Annotated in this window: 11 protein-coding genes and 1 pseudogene; 2 read left to right on the forward strand and 10 right to left on the reverse strand. The window is 60.0% G+C overall.

Translation table 11 applies throughout. From position 1 onward, the window contains the following. Nucleotides 1-324: 324 nt before the first annotated feature. The 5 genes and pseudogenes from QM672_RS06445 to QM672_RS06465 form a co-directional block, all read right to left on the reverse strand. Nucleotides 325-1335: pseudogene (locus QM672_RS06445) on the reverse strand (recombinase family protein); the annotation flags it as partial. A 474-nt stretch (nucleotides 1336-1809) separates the two neighbouring features. Continuing rightward, nucleotides 1810-2895 carry a tyrosine-type recombinase/integrase gene (locus tag QM672_RS06450; RefSeq protein ID WP_415081353.1) on the reverse strand — a complete coding sequence of 362 codons (1086 nt, stop codon included), beginning with the start codon at nucleotides 2893-2895 and terminating at the stop codon, nucleotides 1810-1812. Further along, on the reverse strand, nucleotides 2892-4490 hold the full coding sequence (gene xerC, locus QM672_RS06455; RefSeq protein ID WP_415081356.1) for a site-specific integrase: 1599 nt from the start codon (nucleotides 4488-4490) through the stop codon (nucleotides 2892-2894). The genes QM672_RS06450 and xerC overlap by 4 nt, the downstream gene beginning before the upstream one ends. Before the next feature lie 250 nt (nucleotides 4491-4740). Then, a complete protein-coding gene (locus tag QM672_RS06460) occupies nucleotides 4741-4995 on the reverse strand; it encodes a helix-turn-helix domain-containing protein (RefSeq protein WP_415081358.1) in 255 nt (84 codons plus the stop codon). Between the two features lie 361 nt (nucleotides 4996-5356). Next, a complete protein-coding gene (locus QM672_RS06465; protein WP_415081360.1) occupies nucleotides 5357-5884 on the reverse strand; it encodes a hypothetical protein in 528 nt (175 codons plus the stop codon). Between the two features lie 385 nt (nucleotides 5885-6269). On the opposite strand from QM672_RS06465, the gene QM672_RS06470 reads away from it, so the two are divergent. Both QM672_RS06470 and QM672_RS06475 read left to right on the forward strand, forming a co-directional pair. After that, complete coding sequence (locus QM672_RS06470) at nucleotides 6270-6503, forward strand: hypothetical protein (RefSeq protein ID WP_415081362.1); 234 nt, start codon at nucleotides 6270-6272, stop codon at nucleotides 6501-6503. A 107-nt stretch (nucleotides 6504-6610) separates the two neighbouring features. Beyond that, nucleotides 6611-7864 carry a hypothetical protein gene (locus QM672_RS06475; protein ID WP_415081364.1) on the forward strand — a complete coding sequence of 418 codons (1254 nt, stop codon included), beginning with the start codon at nucleotides 6611-6613 and terminating at the stop codon, nucleotides 7862-7864. Between the two features lie 161 nt (nucleotides 7865-8025). Here QM672_RS06475 and QM672_RS06480 read toward each other — a convergent pair whose 3' ends face one another. The 5 genes from QM672_RS06480 to QM672_RS06500 form a co-directional block, all read right to left on the reverse strand. Further along, nucleotides 8026-8832, reverse strand: a complete 807-nt coding sequence (locus tag QM672_RS06480; RefSeq protein WP_415081366.1) for an HNH endonuclease — start codon at nucleotides 8830-8832, stop codon at nucleotides 8026-8028. After that, a complete protein-coding gene (locus QM672_RS06485) occupies nucleotides 8829-12758 on the reverse strand; it encodes an Eco57I restriction-modification methylase domain-containing protein (RefSeq protein WP_415081368.1) in 3930 nt (1309 codons plus the stop codon). The genes QM672_RS06480 and QM672_RS06485 overlap by 4 nt, the downstream gene beginning before the upstream one ends. A 3-nt stretch (nucleotides 12759-12761) precedes the next feature. After that, nucleotides 12762-15527 carry a helicase-related protein gene (locus QM672_RS06490; protein WP_415081370.1) on the reverse strand — a complete coding sequence of 922 codons (2766 nt, stop codon included), beginning with the start codon at nucleotides 15525-15527 and terminating at the stop codon, nucleotides 12762-12764. A gap of 4 nt (nucleotides 15528-15531) precedes the next feature. Further along, nucleotides 15532-20688, reverse strand: coding sequence for a DEAD/DEAH box helicase (locus QM672_RS06495; RefSeq protein ID WP_415081372.1), 5157 nt, complete (start codon nucleotides 20686-20688; stop codon nucleotides 15532-15534). A gap of 86 nt (nucleotides 20689-20774) precedes the next feature. Beyond that, complete coding sequence (locus QM672_RS06500) at nucleotides 20775-21044, reverse strand: helix-turn-helix domain-containing protein (protein ID WP_415081374.1); 270 nt, start codon at nucleotides 21042-21044, stop codon at nucleotides 20775-20777. Between the last annotated feature and the right edge of the window lie 464 nt (nucleotides 21045-21508).

A 21508-nucleotide genomic window follows, 5' to 3' on the forward strand; every position in this document is an offset into this window, starting at 1 on the left:
CTTGCCCAGTTCGGCTGCTTCGCGGCCGTATTCGTCACGTTGCAGTTTGAGCGAGGTCAGGCGCTGGCGGAGGTTAGGATCGTCCGCCTCCATCAACCCTTGCTCGACAAGCTGCAGAAGTCGCGTCAAGGCAGCCTCCGCATCGCGATGGGAGGCCCTCAGCTTGGAGAGCTTGTCCTTGAGTACATCCGTACGGTCGCTCGAGGCATCGAGATAGGCCTGAAGCAGGTCCCGGAGCCGGTCGGGCTGCAGGACCTTCCTGGTGACAACATCGATGACGATCTCATCAAGCTTGTCCATGGGCATCCGCAGCCCCGTGCAGGCCATCGCCCCTTTCTTCAATTTCGACGCACAGCAATAATAGCGATAGCGCCCACCCTTGCCGGTGTTGATGATCAGCGCCGCGCCGCAGTGCCCGCAACGTGCGATGCCAGCGAGCAAGGTCGGTCCATTGGCGACCCTGGGCGGCATGCGCCGGGGATCGCGGCTCTGCAGCCAGGCCTGGACCTCATTGAACAGCCCTTCCTCGACGATCGCCGGCACCTCGATGCTGATCCACTTGGACGGCGGATGGGGCTTCTTGTTGCGGCTGTCGAAGCGGTTGAAGATGTGGCGGCCATGATAAGTGGTCATGGTCAGGATGCCGTGGACACTTCCGGTCGAAAATATCTGGCCACGCCGGGTGATTCCCCGCTCGTTCAAATGAACGGCGATTGCCTTGACACCGACGACCGGGCCATCCCGACCAGAGGCCATGTCGAAGATGCGGCGCACGACAGCCGCCTCATCCTTGTCGATCACCAGGACCTTCTTGTCCTTGGTGCCACGCCGTTCCCGAATCTCGAGGCCGTAGCCAAAGGGCGGTTTGGCGCCATTCCAGAACCCCTGGCGAGCATTCTCGCACATGGCGCGGTGCACATGCTTGGCGTTCTCGCGTGACTGGTGTTCGTCGAAGACGTTCAGGATCTTGCGGATGAACTCTCCACTCGCATCCTCACCGATGTCCTGCGTGATCGAGATCAGCCGCACGCCGGCCTTGGCAAGCTGGCGCACATACATTTCCGAATGTAGCGAATCACGACTGAAACGGCTGAGCGAATGCACGATGATGGCCGAAAAGGGCCTCTCTGCGCGCGTCGCCCGATAGATCATTTCCTGGAAAACAGGCCTGTCGTCGTCGAGCGCCGATGCACCAGGCTCGGAGAAGATTTCCGCAACCGTCCAGCCGCGATGCTCGCACCAGGCACGGCACTGGGCAATTTGGTCGGGCAGAGAAAGATCGCGTTCGGCCTGGCGTACGGTCGACACACGAACATAGATGGCAACCTGGCTCATGGCGCGTCATCCTCCTCGAACAGGATGGCATTGATCTCCCGGCCGAGGAAGGCACGAAGCAGCGCGATCTCACCTCTGGTCACAGGCAACGTGGCAGGCAACGCGTTCACCACCTGACGTTCCTCCCGCCGCCCTGCACCGCCTCCAACGCGCGCAGCTTCCTTCTTTCCGCTTCCCTCTGGAGCGACGCAGCCATGCGAGGACGCCGGCTTGATGCCGCCATCGAATCCTCGGGAATAGGTGCGCCTGTCTTCCATCCCTGATTGTCTAGAGCGGTGCGCGAACCGCAACCAGATGGTGGGGACCTGAGTGGACTCATCGCTGATCCGGGCCTTGAAGACCCGATCAGCGGTCGACGCGTTCCATTCAGTGCAATTAATTGCACTGATCTTCTTTCGGCCGTTGTGAGTTCGGAGCGGTCCTGTTCCGCCTGGACGCGTTGAGAACGATCGGCGAGCAAGCACAGGCCCCGCCTCATGTCTCACGCTTCCTTTTGCTCATCACCCGCTCTTGCGCCGCCGCGCGCCGGGCCTCAAGCGACGACTGCACGGCCTTGTGGGCAAGGGCACCGGTGGAGAGGACGTAATATCGGTGGGCCGTGCGAGTGTCGGTGTGGCCGAGCAGATCAGAAACCATCCCGACCGCCTCGGGAGCGTGGTCGACAAATCCCGTAGCCGCGATGGTGCGAACCAAATGCGGCCAGACATGACGGCCAAAGGCATCGCGAGACCGCTTCTCGATCTGGACGCGGATCGCACTGTCTTGCATCGGCAACCCCCAGCGATTGATCCACAGGTGATCGCTTGCTTTCCTTTCCCCCTGTGCCAGCAGATATGCGCGATGCTCCTGGAGATAGTGCTCGATATAGGGCCTGAGTTCGTGCGGCAGATCGCCTTCAAAGGCGTTTCCGTTTTTAGTCTCCTCCTTGCCGAAACGCAGATGGTAGCCTGCCCCATCGAACCAAAGATGCATGCCGATCCTGATCGCAGCCAAATTGGCGATACGCACCGGACAGCAGGTCAGCATGGCGATCAACAACCCATCCCGCGCCATGGTGGCAGCGTGATAGCGGTGCTCCTCATCCTGCTCGGCGGCGCGATCCATGAGCATTAGCCCCAGCGCATAGAGCTGGCGTGCCTCAACCAAGTGGCCGCGCTTATCGCGACTCGGCTGGGCGTTCTGCTTGAGATTGGCCACCACCGTCTTGAGCCAGTTCCAGTCGTGACCAGGAGCCATAACCGTCAACATGCGCGCGACGGCCTGGACCATCATAGCTGTGCTCCAGGGAGACACACGATCCTGAAGCTCTGCCACGAAGGCCTGGAAACGCTCGACCGTCACGCGATCACCGGGCTGAAGGTCGGGATCGAGCTGACTGGTTCGGACCAGAAAGGCGAGCCACTGGCCATATCCCTGCTCGACAATCCGGCACCTTTTGAGGCTCCAGTTACGGGCGGGACGCCGTTCCGACAGGAAGCCGACCGTCATGCGGGCCTCTCGCCAGCGCTGCTGGTCGATCGGCGGCCAGTCGGCGGGCTTGAGGGAAAGCGCGTCACTCACAGCACGTCCTCCCTGTCGTCGACGAGCGGATCCAGGCGCCGCCTGCTGCCGCGCCGGATTCGGATTTCCGCCTGGGTGCGAGTGCGCAGAACCTGCGCCTGGTAGTGGCGCGTTGCCTGACGCTGCTTGGGCCTGGAGTAGAAGGTTTTCGTGGTATTGGGATCGCGATGGCCCAGATGCTGGCTGACCACGAAAAGCCCGTTCGGATCGTTCAGCAGATAGGTCTCCGCACTCAGATGCCGGAACTGATGCGGTGTGATTGCCTGCCCCAGAATCAGGCGGGAGTGGCTCTGGATGGCCGCGGCCAAGGACCGGGGATCGACGCGACCGCCGTCCTCGGCAGGAAACAGCCAGGGAGTGGGTGCGAGACAGAGCTTCGGACGCCATTCGGCGAGATAGATCTCCAGGAGCTCCACCGTCGACGCCGGCAAGGTGAAGCGCAGCGGCTCGCCGTTCTTGACCTCCTCAGGCGTGACTTCGATGATCCAAGATGCCTCCTTCCCATCGCCGATCCGGCGGATCGAACGATCGAGTTCGAGGGACACGAGATTCTCTCGCCGCAAACTGCAGGTCAGCAGGATCTCGATGGCCAACGCGGAGCGAACCATGGCGGGAGACCAGCGGTTGTGGGCCTGCTCACGCGCTCTGCGAAACAGAAGTTGAGGCAACATGAGAACCAGGTCGTGGAAGCGCGGGTCATCAAGCTTGTCGAGCAGCCTACGGTTCTTTTTCGTCATGCCGCGCATTGGCGGCGCCTCTGCCTTAACGTTGGCGAACAGCTCGGCAATGCGGCGCTGGTTTTCCTCCGGAACTTCGCACCACTCGGCAATCTTCTGGGCTCGCATCGCGAGCGTAAAGATATGCTTCGTCACCTGCCCACCTGCCCGCTCATAGAGAAACATCAGCGCACGGTTGAGACGGTCGAGATCAACCACGTCTGCCAAGCGCGGCATGGTTTCGAGGGCCACCCCACTCGCGACCGCCGCCGATACCAGCGTAGCGATGACATGGCGATATTGCTGCACCGTTGTGGGCTTCAGGCTACGCACCTTCCTACCGGTGAAGGCCGAAGGCTTGACCAGATGCGCCAGGAAGGATTCCGTGTCGGCTCGCAATCCCGCCGGCCACTGGGCCATGTCGACCCAATAGGGCGAGCGCTTGATCGGCGGGGATGTCAGCCTGGCAAGTCCCGTGTGATCGCCGCTCTCGGTGAGCCGGTTCCAGGCCCGGATGGTCGAGCGGACGACGCCATCCCAATTTTGAACAAGTGCCTCGTCACGCAGGTGAATGGCGAACCGTTCCATGTGGGCATCGCCAATGCCATTCGGCGTCCAGCCCTGACGGTCGGCAAAGTGGAGCAAGCGCGACAAATTGCGCTGGCTGCCAATATCGAGGCTTGCTTGGAGATCGCCCCAGATCCCTTCCAACGCAGGCCTTGCCCTCGGGTTGGACAGCCGTGCCGCGGCAAGCTGGAAGGCGGCACGCAGGCGCGACTTGAGGTTGGCGAAGGCGCCGGGGCTCATGCCGGCCATCGCGGGGGACCAGCCATTCAGCCGGTCGAGGATCAGGCGCGGGTCGGCAGGAAGGTCGAGCATGCTGTGTCCGACCAACTCATCGACGCGCTTGATGGCGGAGCAGATCTGGCTCTTTTTGTCCGTGGGAAGGTCGCAGGCATGAACGAACGCACGCAGTTCACCAAGCGTCGATATCGGCATCTTCGTCACGAAAGAGTTGTTGTTATGATCAGAATTGGTCATTGTTATTTACCAACATTCAAAGCCGTAATTTTATGAATGCCCTTATATATTATTCCCTGCGTGTAGTTATTGAAGGTATTCACAATGATCAGAGTTGAATACTTCCGCGCATAAAGCTGACGAGATCTGCCTTGTCCACGCGCACCTGCCGCCCTGCCCTGTAGACACGCAGATGCCCATGGCGGATCCAGCGGCGAACGGTGGCGTCCGACACACTGGCAAAGGCCATGACCTGGCGGAGCGTCAGCAACATCTCCGGCACTGCGCTGGACCGACCGTTCGTACATGCGGATTCGGCGGCCGCTTCAATCGTACGGGGCTTACGAATGACGATGGAGGCCATGCTGTCTCTCCCGGTTGAACGCCCAAGGAGAGAGGAAGTGTGATCGTCTGGCTATCAATGCCGGTGAGCCTGCGCACCAAGGCGGCTGGCTCTCATGCGTGATGCGATCATCATTTCCACTCGCCACCGTGGCGAAGGCGAGCCAGATAATGATCACCATTGTGCTGAAGGGAACAAGAAAATCGGCAGGCGGATGCGGACCTGTTCCAGGGGATTCGCGCCTTTGCCCGGAGTGTATCCCCTTTGGCGGCGGCACCGATCTCCTCCGTCTCCCCTCACCTATTGCACCTTGCCGACGCACGTAGGTTGAGAGCGAGCATTGATTGTCGACTTCACCAGCGCCGGCGCCTCCGCGCAATCTTTATCTAAGCCTCCCTCGGCCGGACGTCGAATCGTTCGTCAACGCCTTCATCAATGCCGCCACGCGGGCCTCCGGCGAAGGGTGCAGTGTATCGTAGCCATGCTTGCTCAAGACCGTCTCGAAAACAACGAACTCCTTCGGTCTGAAATAGAGCAGGACACATCGAGCCGGTCCGGGTACCGGTTCTCCCGCAACGAAGGCTTTGAGTTCGCGAACGGTGAGTTTCTCCGCCGCCTCCAGAAGAGCTGTCATGTTGGAAGCATCAAGCTCAGGGCAGATTATCGACATCTTGGTCCAGCCGATGGACAGCTGCTGTTCGTCCGGTATGTGAAGGTGCTCAACGGTTTTGGCGATCTGCAAGAAATGATAGCAGGTGCGCCGCTCGATCCCCGTCACCCTCACAAATCCGGGGACGTCGAGCTCCCCGTGGTCCTGCAGAATCAGAAGCAATCTCCCGATCTTGGGAAAATTATCAGGCCTCTCGATCGCTTCCTGACGAACCTCATACCAAATATCATCCAAGTCCACGTGCATTCCTTTCGATATATTGAAAAATAACTTTATATATATAAACAATTGTTTCAATAATTTATTCAAATATTATACGCCTAACAAATAAAAAAATCTATGCTTATGATAAATCTTAGAAATAACTTTCCGCCCTTCGGTCGAAAACTACAGCCATTCGCATGTACAGCTGCCCCATCAGGCACGAACTGTGCGCGATCGCCGCGCATAGCCGCCATGGCACTACTGTCGTCTCGAGAGGTTGCACGCCTCCACGAACTCGCGCGAGCAGGCGGCAGCTGCAAGTCTGGGCTCGCCATTTTCCCGGCATATGCCCGTTTCCGGGCTGGACCTAGATTGACGCCAGCCGCCGCGATGCCCGGAGACGCCTTTGAGATGACCGCTTATGATCGGTCCTGACTATGTGGTTCCGAACCAGGATCCCGACAGCCCCCCCAACGGTCGAGACAAGAATGACGAAATCGAAAAGCATCTCAACGCGATGATCGAGGCGTCTCACAGAATGCTGTCCGGCACTGTTACCCACCTCACGTGGCCCCAGGCCGTCGAGTCTGATTTTCTGTGCAGGCACCTGAACGAAATTGCCCGCCGCTGGCAGCAACTGAAGACGGGCAGATGACCTTCGTGGCTTGCGAGGTCCGAAGGCGCAATGAAGAACGACGGCGAGATTCTGGCCATCATGCGCCCCGTTCCGCAATCTGCGATGCAACATGGTGGAGATTTTTTATGCCCAATATCATCGCTTTTAAGCCGGATCGGGATACCTCTGGCGATGAGAAATTTTCTCAAGTGACGCGACATGCCGTCACGCCGGAAAAGCCTGCTAACTCCATTGATACTACGGGGATTTTTTCTGCGCTCTGTCAGCTGTCCCCCTATAGGGTGAATGTCACGTTCGAAAGCAATTATGAAGCATGTCACCCCAAGGGAGAAAATGATCCCCCTGCCCTGCCGAACAATCACCTGCCCTGCCTCGTACCCACCGCCCTGCCGAACACCCATCGCTCTGCCACGCCCTGCCCCACTCCTTCGCCGGCAGGCGATATCTTTGACCGGCCCGCAATGGAATTGCGCCGTCTCTACCCGAGGGAGGCCACTTCGCATCGGAACATGCTCAATCGGCAGAAATCCAAAGGCGCCATCATTCATCAGGCTTTCGGGGAATTCCGTTCCTTCCTTCGCCATGTAGGGCCGATGCCTATCGGCAACTACACCCTCGACCGGATCAACAACGAGGACCCCGAATACGCACCTGGAAAGGTGCGCTGGGCAGACAAGGCAACTCAGAACAGCAACAAAAGCGATACCCTGACTTTCCTCTACTCCCGGACGGGGGACGTTTACACCACCTCTCGATTGGCTGAATTGAGGGGAGTTTCTGCCGCCGCCATCAGGAAGAGGCGGGAGCGGGGATGGACGGATGATGAAATCATCGAAGGCGAGCGGACAGAGCCTGTGCTCGTTCCCGATAACTCTGCACCCGATCATGCGCACAAACTCGTAGATCCCAATGCGCCCACGCCGAAGGCGTCTCATGCTCCGCAGGTAAGTCTCATGTCGTTCTCTGAGTTCGAGGAGCGCCTTTCCGTGTTCATGAAGCATGCCTCAGATGCCGATTACGCCGAGGCGACCTTGCGGCTTCTGGCCATACAGCAGGACATAGACATCTATCGCGAAGAAACCGGAGAAGAACCTTTCCCTGAGACACCGGACGAACTTTGTGCCGCCGATGCCGAGCATCCTGAATTGGACCTGATGGAGCATCTCCCGTATTTCTTCGAAGACGCCAAAACCTCCAAGTGGGAGCCCGCTTACCTTGAAATTCTGTGGGAGGGCTTTCTTGCCCACAAGCTTCCCAACTGGTGGAAATTCCGTAGGAGGCTCATCAAATTTGATGCTCTGCGTCCGGATCAGCAGGCGTTGATTGCCCGCATTGACCCCGCGTTTGTTTCGCAGCAGGCTGCGTTGAAGGCTCTTTGATCTGTTTTTGCTTACTTTTGCCGCCGAGCTTTGACATGTCACGAAAAAACTAGCAACAACAAACACTTATAGAATCATCCGTGCAATTAATTGCACGGCATCAGCTCGAACTGAGCCCTTATGCGCGTGAGGAGCACGATCGTCGGCGCCCTGCAAGATGTTCACAGGGTAATCGAGGGGTGAGTGGTTAATCGCGGGAATTCTGTGTTTCGCTGCCGGGCGAACACTTCAGTCCGGTGCTTGGCCAAGCGAATTCGGTGCCCATCGGTCAATGGTAGTGGCCCCTGCCAGAGAAGTGCTCGTCGTGCTTCGTCGCTCAAGGCTTGCGCGAATTGCGGTTCGCCTTCGTCGTTGAAAGTCACGAGTCCGCGATCGAAGGCCGCATCCCAGAGCGCGGAAAGCAGCAGACCGTTGTGAATGTCCAAGCGCTCGGCGTCGCTGTCGCATTGCGCCCAAGGCACGATATGCGAGGCGCGCAACAGTGCCGGATCGGTGATGCCGGTCAGGGGGCAGCGGCACTGCCAATAGTCCATGAGGCAAGCGCGAAAAACATCCTGCCCGATCCGTTGGATCACCAGCCGCTCCGCCTCGGTGGACTTGCGCAGGTTCGCGACCTTTACCTGAAACTCCCGCAGTGGCGCGTCGGGCAAACTCGCTGCCAGTTGGTAGGTGCGCTCCAACACAACATAGAGCCTACCCAGCGACTCGAACGCATAGCGAGCAAGCCCGGGGCCCGGCATCTCCGAGACAGGGGAACCTAGCTCACCGATGACGCCTGCATGATCAAGTGCAAGAAACCACGGCCCCCTCGCTCCGACCGCGGCGAGATAGATTGTGCCGGGAACCGTTGTCGAGGCAAAACCAGCCCATCCCTCAATCTCACCTACCTTGCGGCGAAAGCCATTCTGCCAAGTGGCCTTCTCGCATTCCTCGCGAACGACGAAGGACTGGGGGATCTCGATCATCATATCCCCATCGCCGTGAACTCCCCGCTTGCCTCCATCCGGTCCCATGCGGTGAGGACAAGGCGGCGGGTGCGGTACTCCCCGTGTTGGCGGATTTCCTTTTCCTTCAGGACACGAAAGGTTTCCGAGGGGTAGTCCGAGCCCTTCACGTCGGCCGGGTCAAGGATGTAGCGAAGCTCGTCACGGGTCAGACCGTAGGCGCGGGCGTAGAAGGCGTCGAGATCGGCGCGGAGGCTGGCGCGGCGATCCTCGTCCCAAGCGAAGGGCGGACCGTCATGGCCCAGATCACGGGCGAAGGGGGCCAGGCTGTGCGAGGTGTAGGTGAGTTCCAGCACTTTCGGGGTGATGAAGGCGAGGCGCTGTTCGGTGTAGAAGTCAGGGGGGCACACAGGTAACTGCTCAACGTGAAAGAAGTTGATATTCACCCCGCCAACTTTTCGGCGAACAACAAAATCAAAGCAAAGGGATGCACAGTTTGCATAAAGGCATGCGTAGAGGGGCGCCGGTTGCTTAGATTTCATCAGATTCAAGCTGTCCCCAAACCCTGCAATGGGCATAAGGGTTGGAATGAAGGATCGTTCATTCCCGATGCCTGTTACCTTGTTGAACACCAACATTGCCCCAAGCGAATAGTCGTTCAGGGCTGTGGTCACATCAGCTTTTGAGACCCAGTAGAAAGGCTGAACTTCATACTCTGGGTTCGTGTGGTTATGAAGTTCTGTATCGGGCAGAACTCGATTGCCTCGATCATCTCCGCGACTTTCATATGACGCAGAACGGTGGTCGTATATATCGAACATCTTTGCTTCGAACAGGGGCAGGAATACCTCCTGATCCGGCGTGCTTTCCTTTGAAACCCAATTTGCTCCATGTTGGACATAACCTGAGGTCGCAAGAGATGAAGCAGTCTGAAACAGATGACTGTCGTTAGCCATATGGAACAGAATTGAAAACTTAACACCCCAAAGGTTGCCATCGGTCCCGAGGTCATTTTGCACTAGGATTGTTGAGTTCTCATAGATCTTCGTTGTGATTTCTGCATCGGATCGGGTTCTGAAGACTGAGGCAGTTCTTGTATTTGGGTTCAGCCGAGCAATCTGCGCTGACGTAAGGCTGAAGTTTCTTTCTTGCTCGGTCAGTTGTGATGGAGACGTGATATAAAACGCAAAACGTGCTGTTCCTTGATTGTGGCCAAGTGTTAGCAAACTAAACTTGAAGCTACGATGCACGCCGACAAAAAGCGGTGCAGAATTCTCGAAATCTACCAGTTGTGCTAGCCGCCTCTCGGAAACTAGATGTGCGAAAAACGGTGCAGTAGTTGCATCGGTTGCAACACCTGTCGGCACGATAACGCCGGCGCGATGTCTGGCCAATTTGGCGAAGAGCTCAGCAAAAAGGGCATACGTGTTAACGTCACCTCTGCCGGTCAGGGCAAAACGACCTCCATCCTCACCCGGCACTCGGACGAACTCGCTGGTCGCCTCTGCCTCGCGCTTGGCGGTCTCAAAGGCGAGATGCAATGCGTGTTCGGAGCTTCCCTCAAGTGCTGTTGCAAGCGCCTTGATCAGCTTGCTTCGTTCCGATTTGTTCTGGGCACCAGCAATTTCTGGCGAGCGGCTGGCGAAGAACTCCTGCTCCTGCAGCTTGATCCGCTCCCACGGCGGGTTGCCCACCACCACGTCGAACCCACCGCGCTGCATGATGTCAGGGAATTCCAGCGGCCAGTGAAAAGCGCGCGCCTGGCGGGCAGCCTTCGGCGCGTCTATCATGACGTTGCGAATCTTGCCCTGATTGAGGGCCATCCAAGTCTCTTCGGTCGTCGGCACGGTACGGGCCGAAGCCCCCGCCGGTGCGCCGCCGACCTTGGGCAGAAGGAAGGCTGACATATAAAGGTCCGCCGCCGCCTTGGCGCGGACAAAGGTTTGCCCCTTACGCAGTTCCTTGAACCGCTTGGCCTTGGCCCCGATCTGCTCGACCGTATCCTCGGGGAGATCGCGGAAGCCCGAGAAATCCAGCGCCAGCGGTTTCATCGCCGGCAAAGACGCTTGGCCGGTGCCAAAATCGAACCCGCCTTGCCCCGCCGTCGCATCGCGATTGGCCTTGAGGTAGTATTTCGCGGTTTCCTTGTCGTCACCTGTCAGAGGCTTGTAGGCGGCGTCGGGGATTCCGTCCTGCAGCACTTTCAGATCGAACACCCCCAGCAGTGCGTCACCGCAACGGATCTGCGCGTCGAAGAAACCGAGGGGAAGGCCGGGATCCACCGTCTCGATCCAGAGCGCGACCTTGGTCAGCTCCACCGCCATCGGGTTGCGGTCCACGCCATGGATGCAGCAGCGGGCGACGTCGCGCAGGGCATGTCGGAAATCCCCGAGCGAGGGCGTACCCTCAGCCCGGATGCGGGCAAGTCTCGTGGCGGTCCGGCGGGCGGCGGCCAGAAGGAAGTGGCCCGAACCACATGCGGGGTCGATGACCGACAGCTTCAGAAGGGCCTTGGCGGGCTCGTCCGCCTCTGCCTCTGTCTTGTCGAGTACGGGATCGAGCGCGGTGTCGAGCAGCGCCTGAACAAGGCTGTCGGGCGTGTAGTAGGAGCCGGTGGTCTTGCGTTGGTTGCCCTTCTGCTCGGCGGCTTCGGACGCAAAGAGCAGCATCTTGCCGTCGTCACCCAGTTGGGGCTGCAGTTCGAGGAGGGACTCGTAGACGGAACCCAGTTCTTCGGTTTCCATCGCGCGCCAGTTGACGGGGATCATGCTTGATTTGTCGGCAAGCCAGGAGAGGCGGTAGAGCGCCTCCATGAAGGCGCGGTTGCGCAGGCGGGCGGATTCCAAGTGCGGCAGACGGTCCGCCGCGAAGAGCCCGCCGAGTGCGGGGAGCGCGAGGGCGGGTTGGCCTTCCGCGAGCGCGTGGAAGACGACCTTTATCCCCTCAAAGCGGTCATGGTGCTTGTCCCAGGTCGCCGCGCGGAAACACTGGGTACGCAGGTGGGCGAGGCTGTAGCCTTCGGCATAAAGCTTGCGGGCATCAGCGGGAGCGTTCTCGGGGTGAAGGAGGTTGCGATCTTCGGCTACCATCAGGAAGATCAGGCGGTAGACGAGGCGTAGAAGCTCGTTGAACCATTCCGTCAGGTTCACTTCGCCCGAGGCCAGACGTGCGGCAAGGTCGGGGTTGGCTTCCAAGAAGCCGGAGCCGAGGGTTTTCAGGGCCTTTTCTACCTGGCCGGCCAGCTTGTCACGGGCGGCTTCGCCCTCCTTCGACCCCGCATCACGCCAGCGTTCCAGCGCGCAATCGGTAGTGGGGGTGCCAGCGACACCAAAGCGGGTGCGGTGGATCAGGAGCCAAAGGGTGGAGAAGGAGGCAGCGTCCTCATTGGTGAAGATCTGCGCGAGGTCAGCCTCGATATAGGCGGGCCGGGTGAGCGAAGCGTTGTCGCGCATCAGGCGGATCAGGGCGCCATTGGTCACCAGCCCCCAGAGCGCATCGTCATGGTCGTTGAGGTAATCCTGCAGCGCGAAAGCGGGCGAGCGGGAGCGATCGACCGACAGAGTCGGGCTGCGGCGGTCGAGCTTATCCTCTGTTGGCGGGACAACGACGACAGGCACGCGGCCACCTGCAATGAAGGCGGTGACGCCGTTGCCTAATGCGAGATCGTCAAAGCCGAAGGTTTCGGTCAGGAAGGCTTTGACGAAGCGCCGCGTTGCATCGGCCGAGGGGTTTGCGATCTTGGCGAAGGCGTCGAAATGAGACTGGCCGACGCGGAAAGCCGTCGAGATTTCCTCGCGGATCGTCAGGCCTTTGCGGATGCGGTAGCTGGCCTTGGTATCGTCGGTCTCGCTCGGTGCGGCGATCTGGGCGACCATGGCGGGCGCGATCAGGTTCCCCTCAAGCGTAAGGGAGGGCCATGCGGACATGTCGATGACGGGTTTGCGCGCCATGGATCAGCCCTCGTTCGGCAGAAGGGTGAAGAGGCCGATAACATCGGGCAGGATCACTGCCTCGACTGTGACGCGTGCACCGGTGCCAGCAGCGGCGCGAAGGCGGGCGTGGTCTTCCATCAAGGCCTCGGCCCGCTGCCGAACGAAGTCCGCGAGCGGCCCGGAAATCTGGGCCTGGAGTTCATCATGGGCTTTGGCGATGAATCGCTCTCGGGCGGACTGCGCAAGATCGGCGGTCGCCGGAGCGGCCAGCAGGGCACGGGCGTCGTCACCAGTCGCGACGATCTCGCCGCCTTGCAGGGCGACAAGAGCCGCTTCCTCGGCCAGAAGCAGCCGTTCGCGTCGCCCATGGATGGTGAGCTTGTAGCGGATCCTGAGCAGCAGGATGCGTGTCACCTTGGCGACGGCGTCCGTCGGCCAGGCCCCGACGCGCCCGATGCCAAGCGACGCGAGCGCTTCGGGATCAAGCGATGCCTCGACCAAGGATTCGGCTAGCGTCGCGGTCAAGGGATGGGTTCGGGTCAAAAGCGTTGCACCCGACGGAACCGGCTCCGCCAGAGCCAGGCGCACCGAACCCTTCAGATTGTGTTGTTCGAGGCGCTCGCGCAAACCGGCATCCAGGCCGTGGGCATGAGCCAGCAGCAGGGATTTCTTTGGTTCCAGGGGAACGCCGAAGCGGGCCATGGCCGCTTCGACAAAGGCGCGTGCATCCTCGGGCGAACCGAGGAAGTTGCGCACTTTCTCCCATTCCGGCGCGACCTCCTGCGGCTTCATAGCGTTCTGCGCAAAGCGGGCGCGAGACTTTTTCTCGTTCTCGGAAGCGTCACGCCAGCGCGCTTCCATTGCCTTCGTTCCGTCATCGAGGCGGAGGTCTAGCGCCAACTGTTTCGTCCCGCCCCGGCGCAACATCATCGAAGCCATCAGCGCGTCGGTAACAGGCCCGCGCTCATCCGGTAGCGGTACGGTGACGCCGGTCGTTTTCCTGATTTCCTCGGCCTTGCGCAAAATGACGTCAAGCACCGCACCATCGATAGCGCTGTCGGGCGAGAACATCATTAAGGAATACACAACACCCGCTGGCTGCCCGAATCGGTTCACGCGCCCTTCGCGCTGCTGGTGGCGGGTCGGGTTCCAGCAGAGGTCATAATGGATGACCGTGTCGAACATCTGCTGGAGATTGATACCCTCGGACAAACAGTCGGTCGCGACGAGCAGCCGCTGATTGCTGTTCTCGCCGTCGCCGACAGCCATATCGGCCACGCGGTCACGACGCTCGTCCGGCGTCAGAACACCGGTCACCGCCTCGATCGTCAGCTTCGGGAAGGCTCGGCGCAGGCCATCACGGATATAGTCGGCTGTCGCCAGATACCGGCAGAAGACAACCGGGTTAGCCCCCTGTTTCAGGAGCGGCTTCAACACGCCGATCAGCGCATCCATTTTAGGATCGGGTTGCGTGACTAGGGCTGCGGCCTGATCAACGAGCGCAAGAAGCGACGGGTCGGCGGCAAAGCTCGTCCCTGGCTCAAGATCGACGGCATCCTCGTCATCGCCATCGTCATCATAGATCTGCGGCTCCAACCGGTCGGTCTCGCTGGCCATGCGGTTGCGCAGCGCGCCGAGTGCGGCCGCCGGCGATGAACCGACACAGCGCATCAGGGCCAAGGTGCCCCAGAAGGCAAGCCTGCGGTCCCTCTGGGTGTCGCCAGCGCGGGACACCACGCCGAGGCAATAGTCGAGAACGGCCTCCTGAAACCCGAGATGCGCCTGCGAGAGCCGATACGGGAACTCTGTGGTTTCGTGTTTGGGGAAGGCGCGCTCTTCGTGCCATTCGCCCGAGACGAGATCGATGCGCCGACGCTGGACAAAATGCCGAGCCAGCCGCTCACGGTATTTCGCGTCATCGAAGTTCATCGAAACGAATGATGGATCGATCAGCGACAGGAGCCGGCCGAACGCTTCTTCATCCCCCGAGTGCGGCGTGGCCGTCAGCAGAACCATACGGCGCTCGGGGTCCTTCGCCAGACCGGACAAAAGCTCGAAGCGCTGCTGTTTGCCCGCGCCGGTTCCGACGCAGGCGTGGGCCTCGTCCACGATCACGAAATCCGGGCACGCGCGCGCAAAACCTTCCCGGCGTTTTTCGGCCTTGATGTAGTCGAGGCTGACCACCGTGTAGGGATAGGCGTCAAACAAGGTCTGCGACAGTGGTAGGCCACGTTCGAGCCGAGCCGCGCTCCCTGACGTAACCGCGACAGCGTCGATGCCAAAACGAGATTTGAGTTCGATCACCCATTGTTCGACCAGATGCGGCGGGCAGAGGATCGAGAAAGCGTCCACCTCACCCCGATCCATCAACTCGCGCAGGATCAGGCCAGCCTCGATGGTCTTGCCGATGCCGACGTCGTCAGCGATCAGCAGGCGCGGCACCTGCAGCCGAAGCGCCATCAGCAAGGGCACGAGCTGATAAACGCGCGGTTCGAATGCGAGCTGTGCGGCGGAGCGGAACGGGCCTGCGCCTCGGCGTAGCGTGAGGCGAAGAGCGTCCGCCAATAGTGCCGCTTTCGCCTGGACGGTGTGGCGTGCATCTGCCGGCAGGTCGAAGCGCGCGGGTTCAACTGGAAGAATCTCCAGTTGCGGATCGAGGATCACCGCATCGCTTTCCCCACCAGACAACGGGCGCAGCGCGAGAGTGCCTTCACGCGGAGCCGGCAGGGCAACCCATTCACGACCGCGGGCACGGACAAGATCGCCCGGAGCAAAATTGACGGTCATGCGCTTACTCCTTCAGGGCCGCGACGAATTCGGTCGGCAGGTCCGCCTCCATATCTTGTGGCAGCGCGAACAGCGACCAGCCCATATCATCGGCATATGCTCGCGCCGCATCACTCAGTGCTTCGGTTGTTGCGGCGACCCGGTTAGTACGCCAGACGAAGGGGAATTCCTGCTCCCCCAAGGTCGCCGGTTTTGCGTCTGGCTGTGGTATGCTGGCCTGCTTGAACACGGCATCCCACCCCTCAGCCTCGTTATCCTCTCGCGCCGACGAGACGACACGCACTTCACCGCGTGCCAGGTCCACCAACATCTGCCTGGCTTCTTCGCTCGTGCGGTCGATCAATTCATGATCTGGCTGATTGAAGTAGGAAAGCAAGCACCGGTAACAGCCTCGGACGCAGGCAGCATCAGAGTTGTCGGCCAGGAGCGAGGCGTCACCTGCGGCGATGGCGGCGTCGACATTGTCAAAGTGCATGAGCATGAGCGCCGCCCGGGCCACCCGGCCAAGCGCCTTCGGATCGTCAATCAGCCGATTGAGGACGCCCGCCCCACCCTCTGTGGCTTCATAGGTCAAGATCGAGCGCCGATTGTCCCGTGCAGGCAAAGGTTCGCCAAGAACCTCACCTTCCTCCAGTTGGAATTCCAGCTCAATCCCGCGCAACAGGGCATGTTGGACAGTGGCAATCGTCTCCGGATGTAGAGTCTCCGGCTCCTTGAACCGCACAAGAAGCGCGTTCTTGCGATCACGGACGATCGGCACGATCCGCACAGGTTTCACAACATCAGGTGGAGTATCGACGTCCTGATCTTCGTCTTCAGCCTTCGCCCAATAGCCGGTGCGCGGATCAATATTGAAGCCAAGCACCGTCCGGTCCTTGCGCCGCTTCAATCCCTTGTTGATCCGGCTGATTTCGGCGCTGTTGGCATATTGCAGCGCCAGCACAGAGACGTCGTCGCAGCGGAACTCCGCCTCGGTTACCTTGCGCGGCCAGGAGAACACAGTCTGGATATCGAAACCTTGCCTAACCCGCTCTTCATCGTTGGCAGTAATACGTTCGGCAGGGGCCGCCTCGACATTGTCGATACGCAGTGTGCTCTTGACTGGCACCGCCCCTGCCATCGGCACATTACAGGCGTGACAACGTTCGACCTCACCTTCGTGACATGCGCCGCAGCTCGAGCAGATGAAAATGTCCTTGGTCGCGAGTTCCGAACCGTCGCCGGTGCGCACCTCGGGGGGCAGCTTGGCCTTCATCACCCGATAGGCGCGGCCTTCGTGATAGATCAGGCTACGCGGACCAAACTCCGAGATGGCGAGGAAGCGGGCACGCTGAAGGAATGATCCTGCTGTGCCCTCCCCAGGCACGAAGGCATACAGCGGCAAACGCGGGAAATTGTAACCCGGCAGGAATCCTTCGGTAGCCAGATAGCGATAGGAGTAGAAGTCCGAGCCATTCGACGCCTTGCCCTGCTCCAGAATGGCGATCTGATCGGTCGCCTGCATCTGTGCGGCCTTGTTCTTCTGTCGATCCGCTTTCGATAGGCCGGCAATCATGGATTTGGCATTGGCTTCGGCAAGCTGGCTGCGGGCGGAGTGATAGAGTTCCCGCCATCTGTCGAAGGCCGCATCGAGTTCGTCAGGCGCTTTCGTTGCAACCGTGACGATGAATTCATCTGGATCGCCAAGCCAGGCAGGCTTGACGCCGCCAACCGAGGCGAGGATCTGATCCAACACCTGCTTCATGGGTGCGCGGCAGGTTGCCACCAAAGACGGCTGCCGGATGGTATCCAGCACTTCCTGCTTCAGCGGATATTTCTCCTGGGTCAGGTCGAGGATCTGGGGAATATCAGGGGAAAGAGCCAGTTTTGATTCCGCCAGCCAGACAGCATGCAGATGTGAACGCACGAGTTCTTCATTGGTGATGTCGAGCGCCGGTGGGCGCACCACGCCTGCAACCATCTCGTTGCGACGGGTGAAGAAATACTGGTCATGCGGTGACTGCGCCGCACAATAGGTAACGATCACTGCTGCCTGACCCGAGCGTCCGGCGCGTCCGGCCCGCTGGGCATAGTTAGCCGGCGTGGGCGGCACATTGCGCAGATAGACCGCATTCATCGAGGAAATGTCGACGCCGAGTTCCATCGTGGGCGAACAAAACAGCGCAGGCAGGAGCTGGTTTGTCTCGCCGGCATTCTTCATCTCGGCCGCATTTTCCTTCATTCGTTCGAGATCGTCGACCTCGAACCGGAACCGCCACTCGCGCCACTCCCGTTGCTTTTGCGATACCTGTGCGGTGTGTTCTCGGCCTTCGAGCCCCCAATAGCTGCTCCGGCCGTCCTTCAGGTCGTCGGCAATCGCGGAATAGAGGCCGAGGAAATATTGGTTGCCCTTCGTCTCCTGGCCCAATGCAGCGGGGCCCGGCACAATACGAACCGCTGATGGAGCCAGCCGCCAACCACGGAGTCCGGCCTCTACCTCCACGGGCGTGACGAGCCCTTCACTGGCCAGCAACTCCAAGAGCCCAGACACCGCTGCCAGGTAGTCGTCCTTCTTCAGCTTGGCGCCGATCATTGACTTGCGATTGATCAGACGGCCGAGACGGGAATTGTGACCTGCTCGCAGGATCGTCTGCTCTTCACGAAGCCCGACCCGATCCTTGCCAGGCGCTTGCAGGAGCAGTGTGGTGTGCCCGCGTGGCATTTCCCGCTGATCCATCGCCCAGGGAGTGCGCAAGAGGTTGCGGGACTTCAGGCTGACGCCGTCGAGTACCGTCCGGTCCAGAGCTTCCGTGTTGACGGCCAGCCCTTCGAGCAGGAAATGCAGGATTGAATACAGAACCTTTCGTCGCCCTTCGACATCCAGGTCTGACAATGACGGTAGGACGGCGGTCAACGCCGACACATCCTCGGCGACATCGTCGAGCCCGATGAACTCGACCTTGATCAGCTTGAGCTCGGCAAGGCTGGGGTTGGTATAGCGCCATCCGCGCCGCAGGTCGCTCCACACACGGTGCGCCAACACCTTTGCCAGGGCGCGTTGAGAGTCCTCGCGAATGACCGCGCCAGCATCGGGCTCCAGCATCCAGTGAACCAGCGCTTGTCGGTTCGCAGCAGTAAACCCGAGCGCGCGAACCGCTTTGAGCCCGAAATCATCCTCGCTGAGCCCGTCTGACCCAGCGTCCAGGACCGCTCGCAGAATTGCGCCACGTAACAGGCTGACGAAGAGAAAATCGTTGAAATGTCCGGCCTGAAGCGCGGCATCCTGTCGGTTGTCGGTAAAGCCGAGAAGTTTGCGTTTCTCAGGCGGGACGCCACTGTTTTCGCTGTTCATCCATTCGAGAGCGCTCGAGACCAGGAGTGTTGTCGCCGAGCTGCGCCCTTCACCGGAAAGGCCGGGGAGTTTGCCGCGCTCGCGCATCCGTGGCTGCGCCTGGTTCTGGCAGCAAGGGCAGAATCCGAATTTCCCTGGCAGGAACCAGAATTCCGCCCCATCAGCACGATTGCGCCCATCCGGCCCAATACTCAGACGTTCGGGCATCCTCTTCTTGTAGTTGGACCGCAAGCGTTCAACGCCATTGCGTTCCTCCTTCCAGTCTTCAGGGTAGGTCTCGATACTGCCGTCGAAGGCATATTCAAAATCGCCATCTCCGACAGGAGTAAGATAGCCGGCAACGTCGCCATCCTCGCTGTCGAGCGGCGTGTCATCGATGTTCCGCGGCAAGAAATGAAATCCATCGGCGTCTTCCGTTCTGGTGACGACATGCACCTCCTGTCCGCAATCGCGGCAGAAACGGGTGGGATAGAGGCGGTTTCCCGGCGCTTGCGGATCCTCTAGCTGCCCTTCGAATAACACCCGTCGCGGACGGGCCGATAGCGTGGTGAAGATTTCGCCCGCGCCCGATATGAAACGATGGAGCTTGAAAGCCAGGAACGCTCCCGAGCCCGTTCCACCACGTTCGGTTTCTGGAAGGCTCACACGGGTCAGAAAGCGCTCAAAGGCCTCGCGGCAGGTCTCAGGCTCGACACCACTATCCTGCGAAAGCCGTTCGACCGCCTCACCAAAGGGTATCGGATTCTGACGACGCAATTCCTGTTCGTCCTTGAGCCCGATGGCAAGTTCCGCCCAAACGGCCAGTGGATGCTTCAGCAGCATCTCGTCTGTCATGATCTCCGGCAGCGGCGCCGTCAGCGCAGAGGCCAATTGCGGCCGGACATGCTCGAGTGTCAGCGTATCATCCGTGGCACGCTGCAAAGCCTCATCGATCACTGCATCCGGGCCGATCTGAGCACCGAATAGTTGGGAGGCAACGCTCGCAACCGCCTGCGCCTTGCTCTCATCCGAGCCCTCGCTTGCCATCGTGGCCGAGGTTCCGATGCAGATTGGCGCTTTTGTCGGCGCGCAGCGATTGCGCAAACGGCGAACGAGAATTGCCACGTCAGCGCCCTGCCGCCCACGATAGGTGTGAAGTTCGTCGAGAACGATAAATTCTAGCCCGGAAGCATTGCCGATGACCTGAGCATCCAACTCGTCCTGCCTGGTCAGAAGCAGTTCCGCCATCATGAAGTTTGTCAGCAGGATGTCAGGGGGATTGTCTGCAATTCGCTGACGCTGTTCACGATCTTCCTGGCCTGTGTAACGCTTGACCACGGGCTTGAGGTTTTCAGGCAGCCCCGACTGCGAGATGAACTTTTCGATCTCCTTGATCTGGCTATTGGCCAGCGCGTTCATCGGATAGACGATGATGGCACGCGTCCGATGCGACCCACCCGCCTTGAGCGCCCGCACGATCGTGTCCACCACTGGCACGAAGAAGCAGAGCGATTTCCCCGAGCCGGTACCCGTGGTTACGACAAAGCCGTGGCCCATCCTGACTTTGGCGATCGATTGGGCCTGGTGGCGATGGAACCGGATCGGGTTTGGACCGAACCTGAAAATCTTGCCTGTCGCCTCGTCCAGATCACCGGATGCGACGAGGTCATCAACGGTCGGCCCCTGCCTGTATCGAGGGTTCAGGGAAAGCAGACTGTCCGGCCAAAACCGGCCGGCCTCGTATTCGGCTTCAACCTCTGTGCGCAGGTCGTTTGCGCGGATGGTGCTGAACGAACGTGAAAACCGGGCATAGGCGTCAATCAGATCGTGATCAAATTCGAAAGCCTTCACGTACTTCCCCCCAGTTCACCGACCTATAACCCGCTGTTGTCGGAGCATACAACGCATCGATCGCGAGCCCGAAGATCATCCTCCGCTCACATCTTCGCTTGCGCAGCTCTTTTCTGCGCATCAATCCAGTTGTCGAGGTCCAGTCTCTTGAAACGCCATGCGCCGGCCACCTTGAAGCCGGGAAGACCCCCGCGCTTCGCGAGCCGATACACGGTCTTTTCATCGACGTTCAGATAGCCTGCCACGTCCCGCACGGTCATGGCTTGATCCGGCGTTTCCGCCATTGTTGAACCCCACCCTGTTGTTGGGACGATATCAAAGGAATTCTGGGCAAACCAGTCCAAACTGGTAGCCATATCAACAACGCCTCAACATCAGGGGAGGCGGGCCGGAAAATCTATCGACACGCGACCAGCACTCCCTCCCGCGTTGTGACCGACAACGTGACAGCCACGCGGTTGGCAAAAACGGGTGAAAAACTGGCTTCGCCAACGTTGCCGCCCCGGCGGCGAACATCTCGTCGTATTCGTTCGGCACTCTGATGAAGAACCGAATACCATTCTGGTGACGGCAGGGTGGCGGGATCTGATGGTGGCCACCAAGCTCGCCGTAGCTCTGCGGGCGATCTCAGCGTTGCTGATGGCCGTGCGAAGCTTGACGCAAGATCGAAACCGCGCATTCTCACCATTGTCGACACTTGGTCGCGCTTCTCGCCGGCGCTCGATCGCGTTTCGGCTATCGCAGCGAGGACATCGTCACCACGCTTGAGCGGGAGCGCAAAGAGCCTGGTTATCCGCAATTGATCCGCTTCGACCCGAGC

The sequence above is a fragment of the Labrys sp. (in: a-proteobacteria) genome (assembly GCF_047605565.1).
Lineage (GTDB): Bacteria > Pseudomonadota > Alphaproteobacteria > Rhizobiales > Labraceae > Labrys > Labrys neptuniae.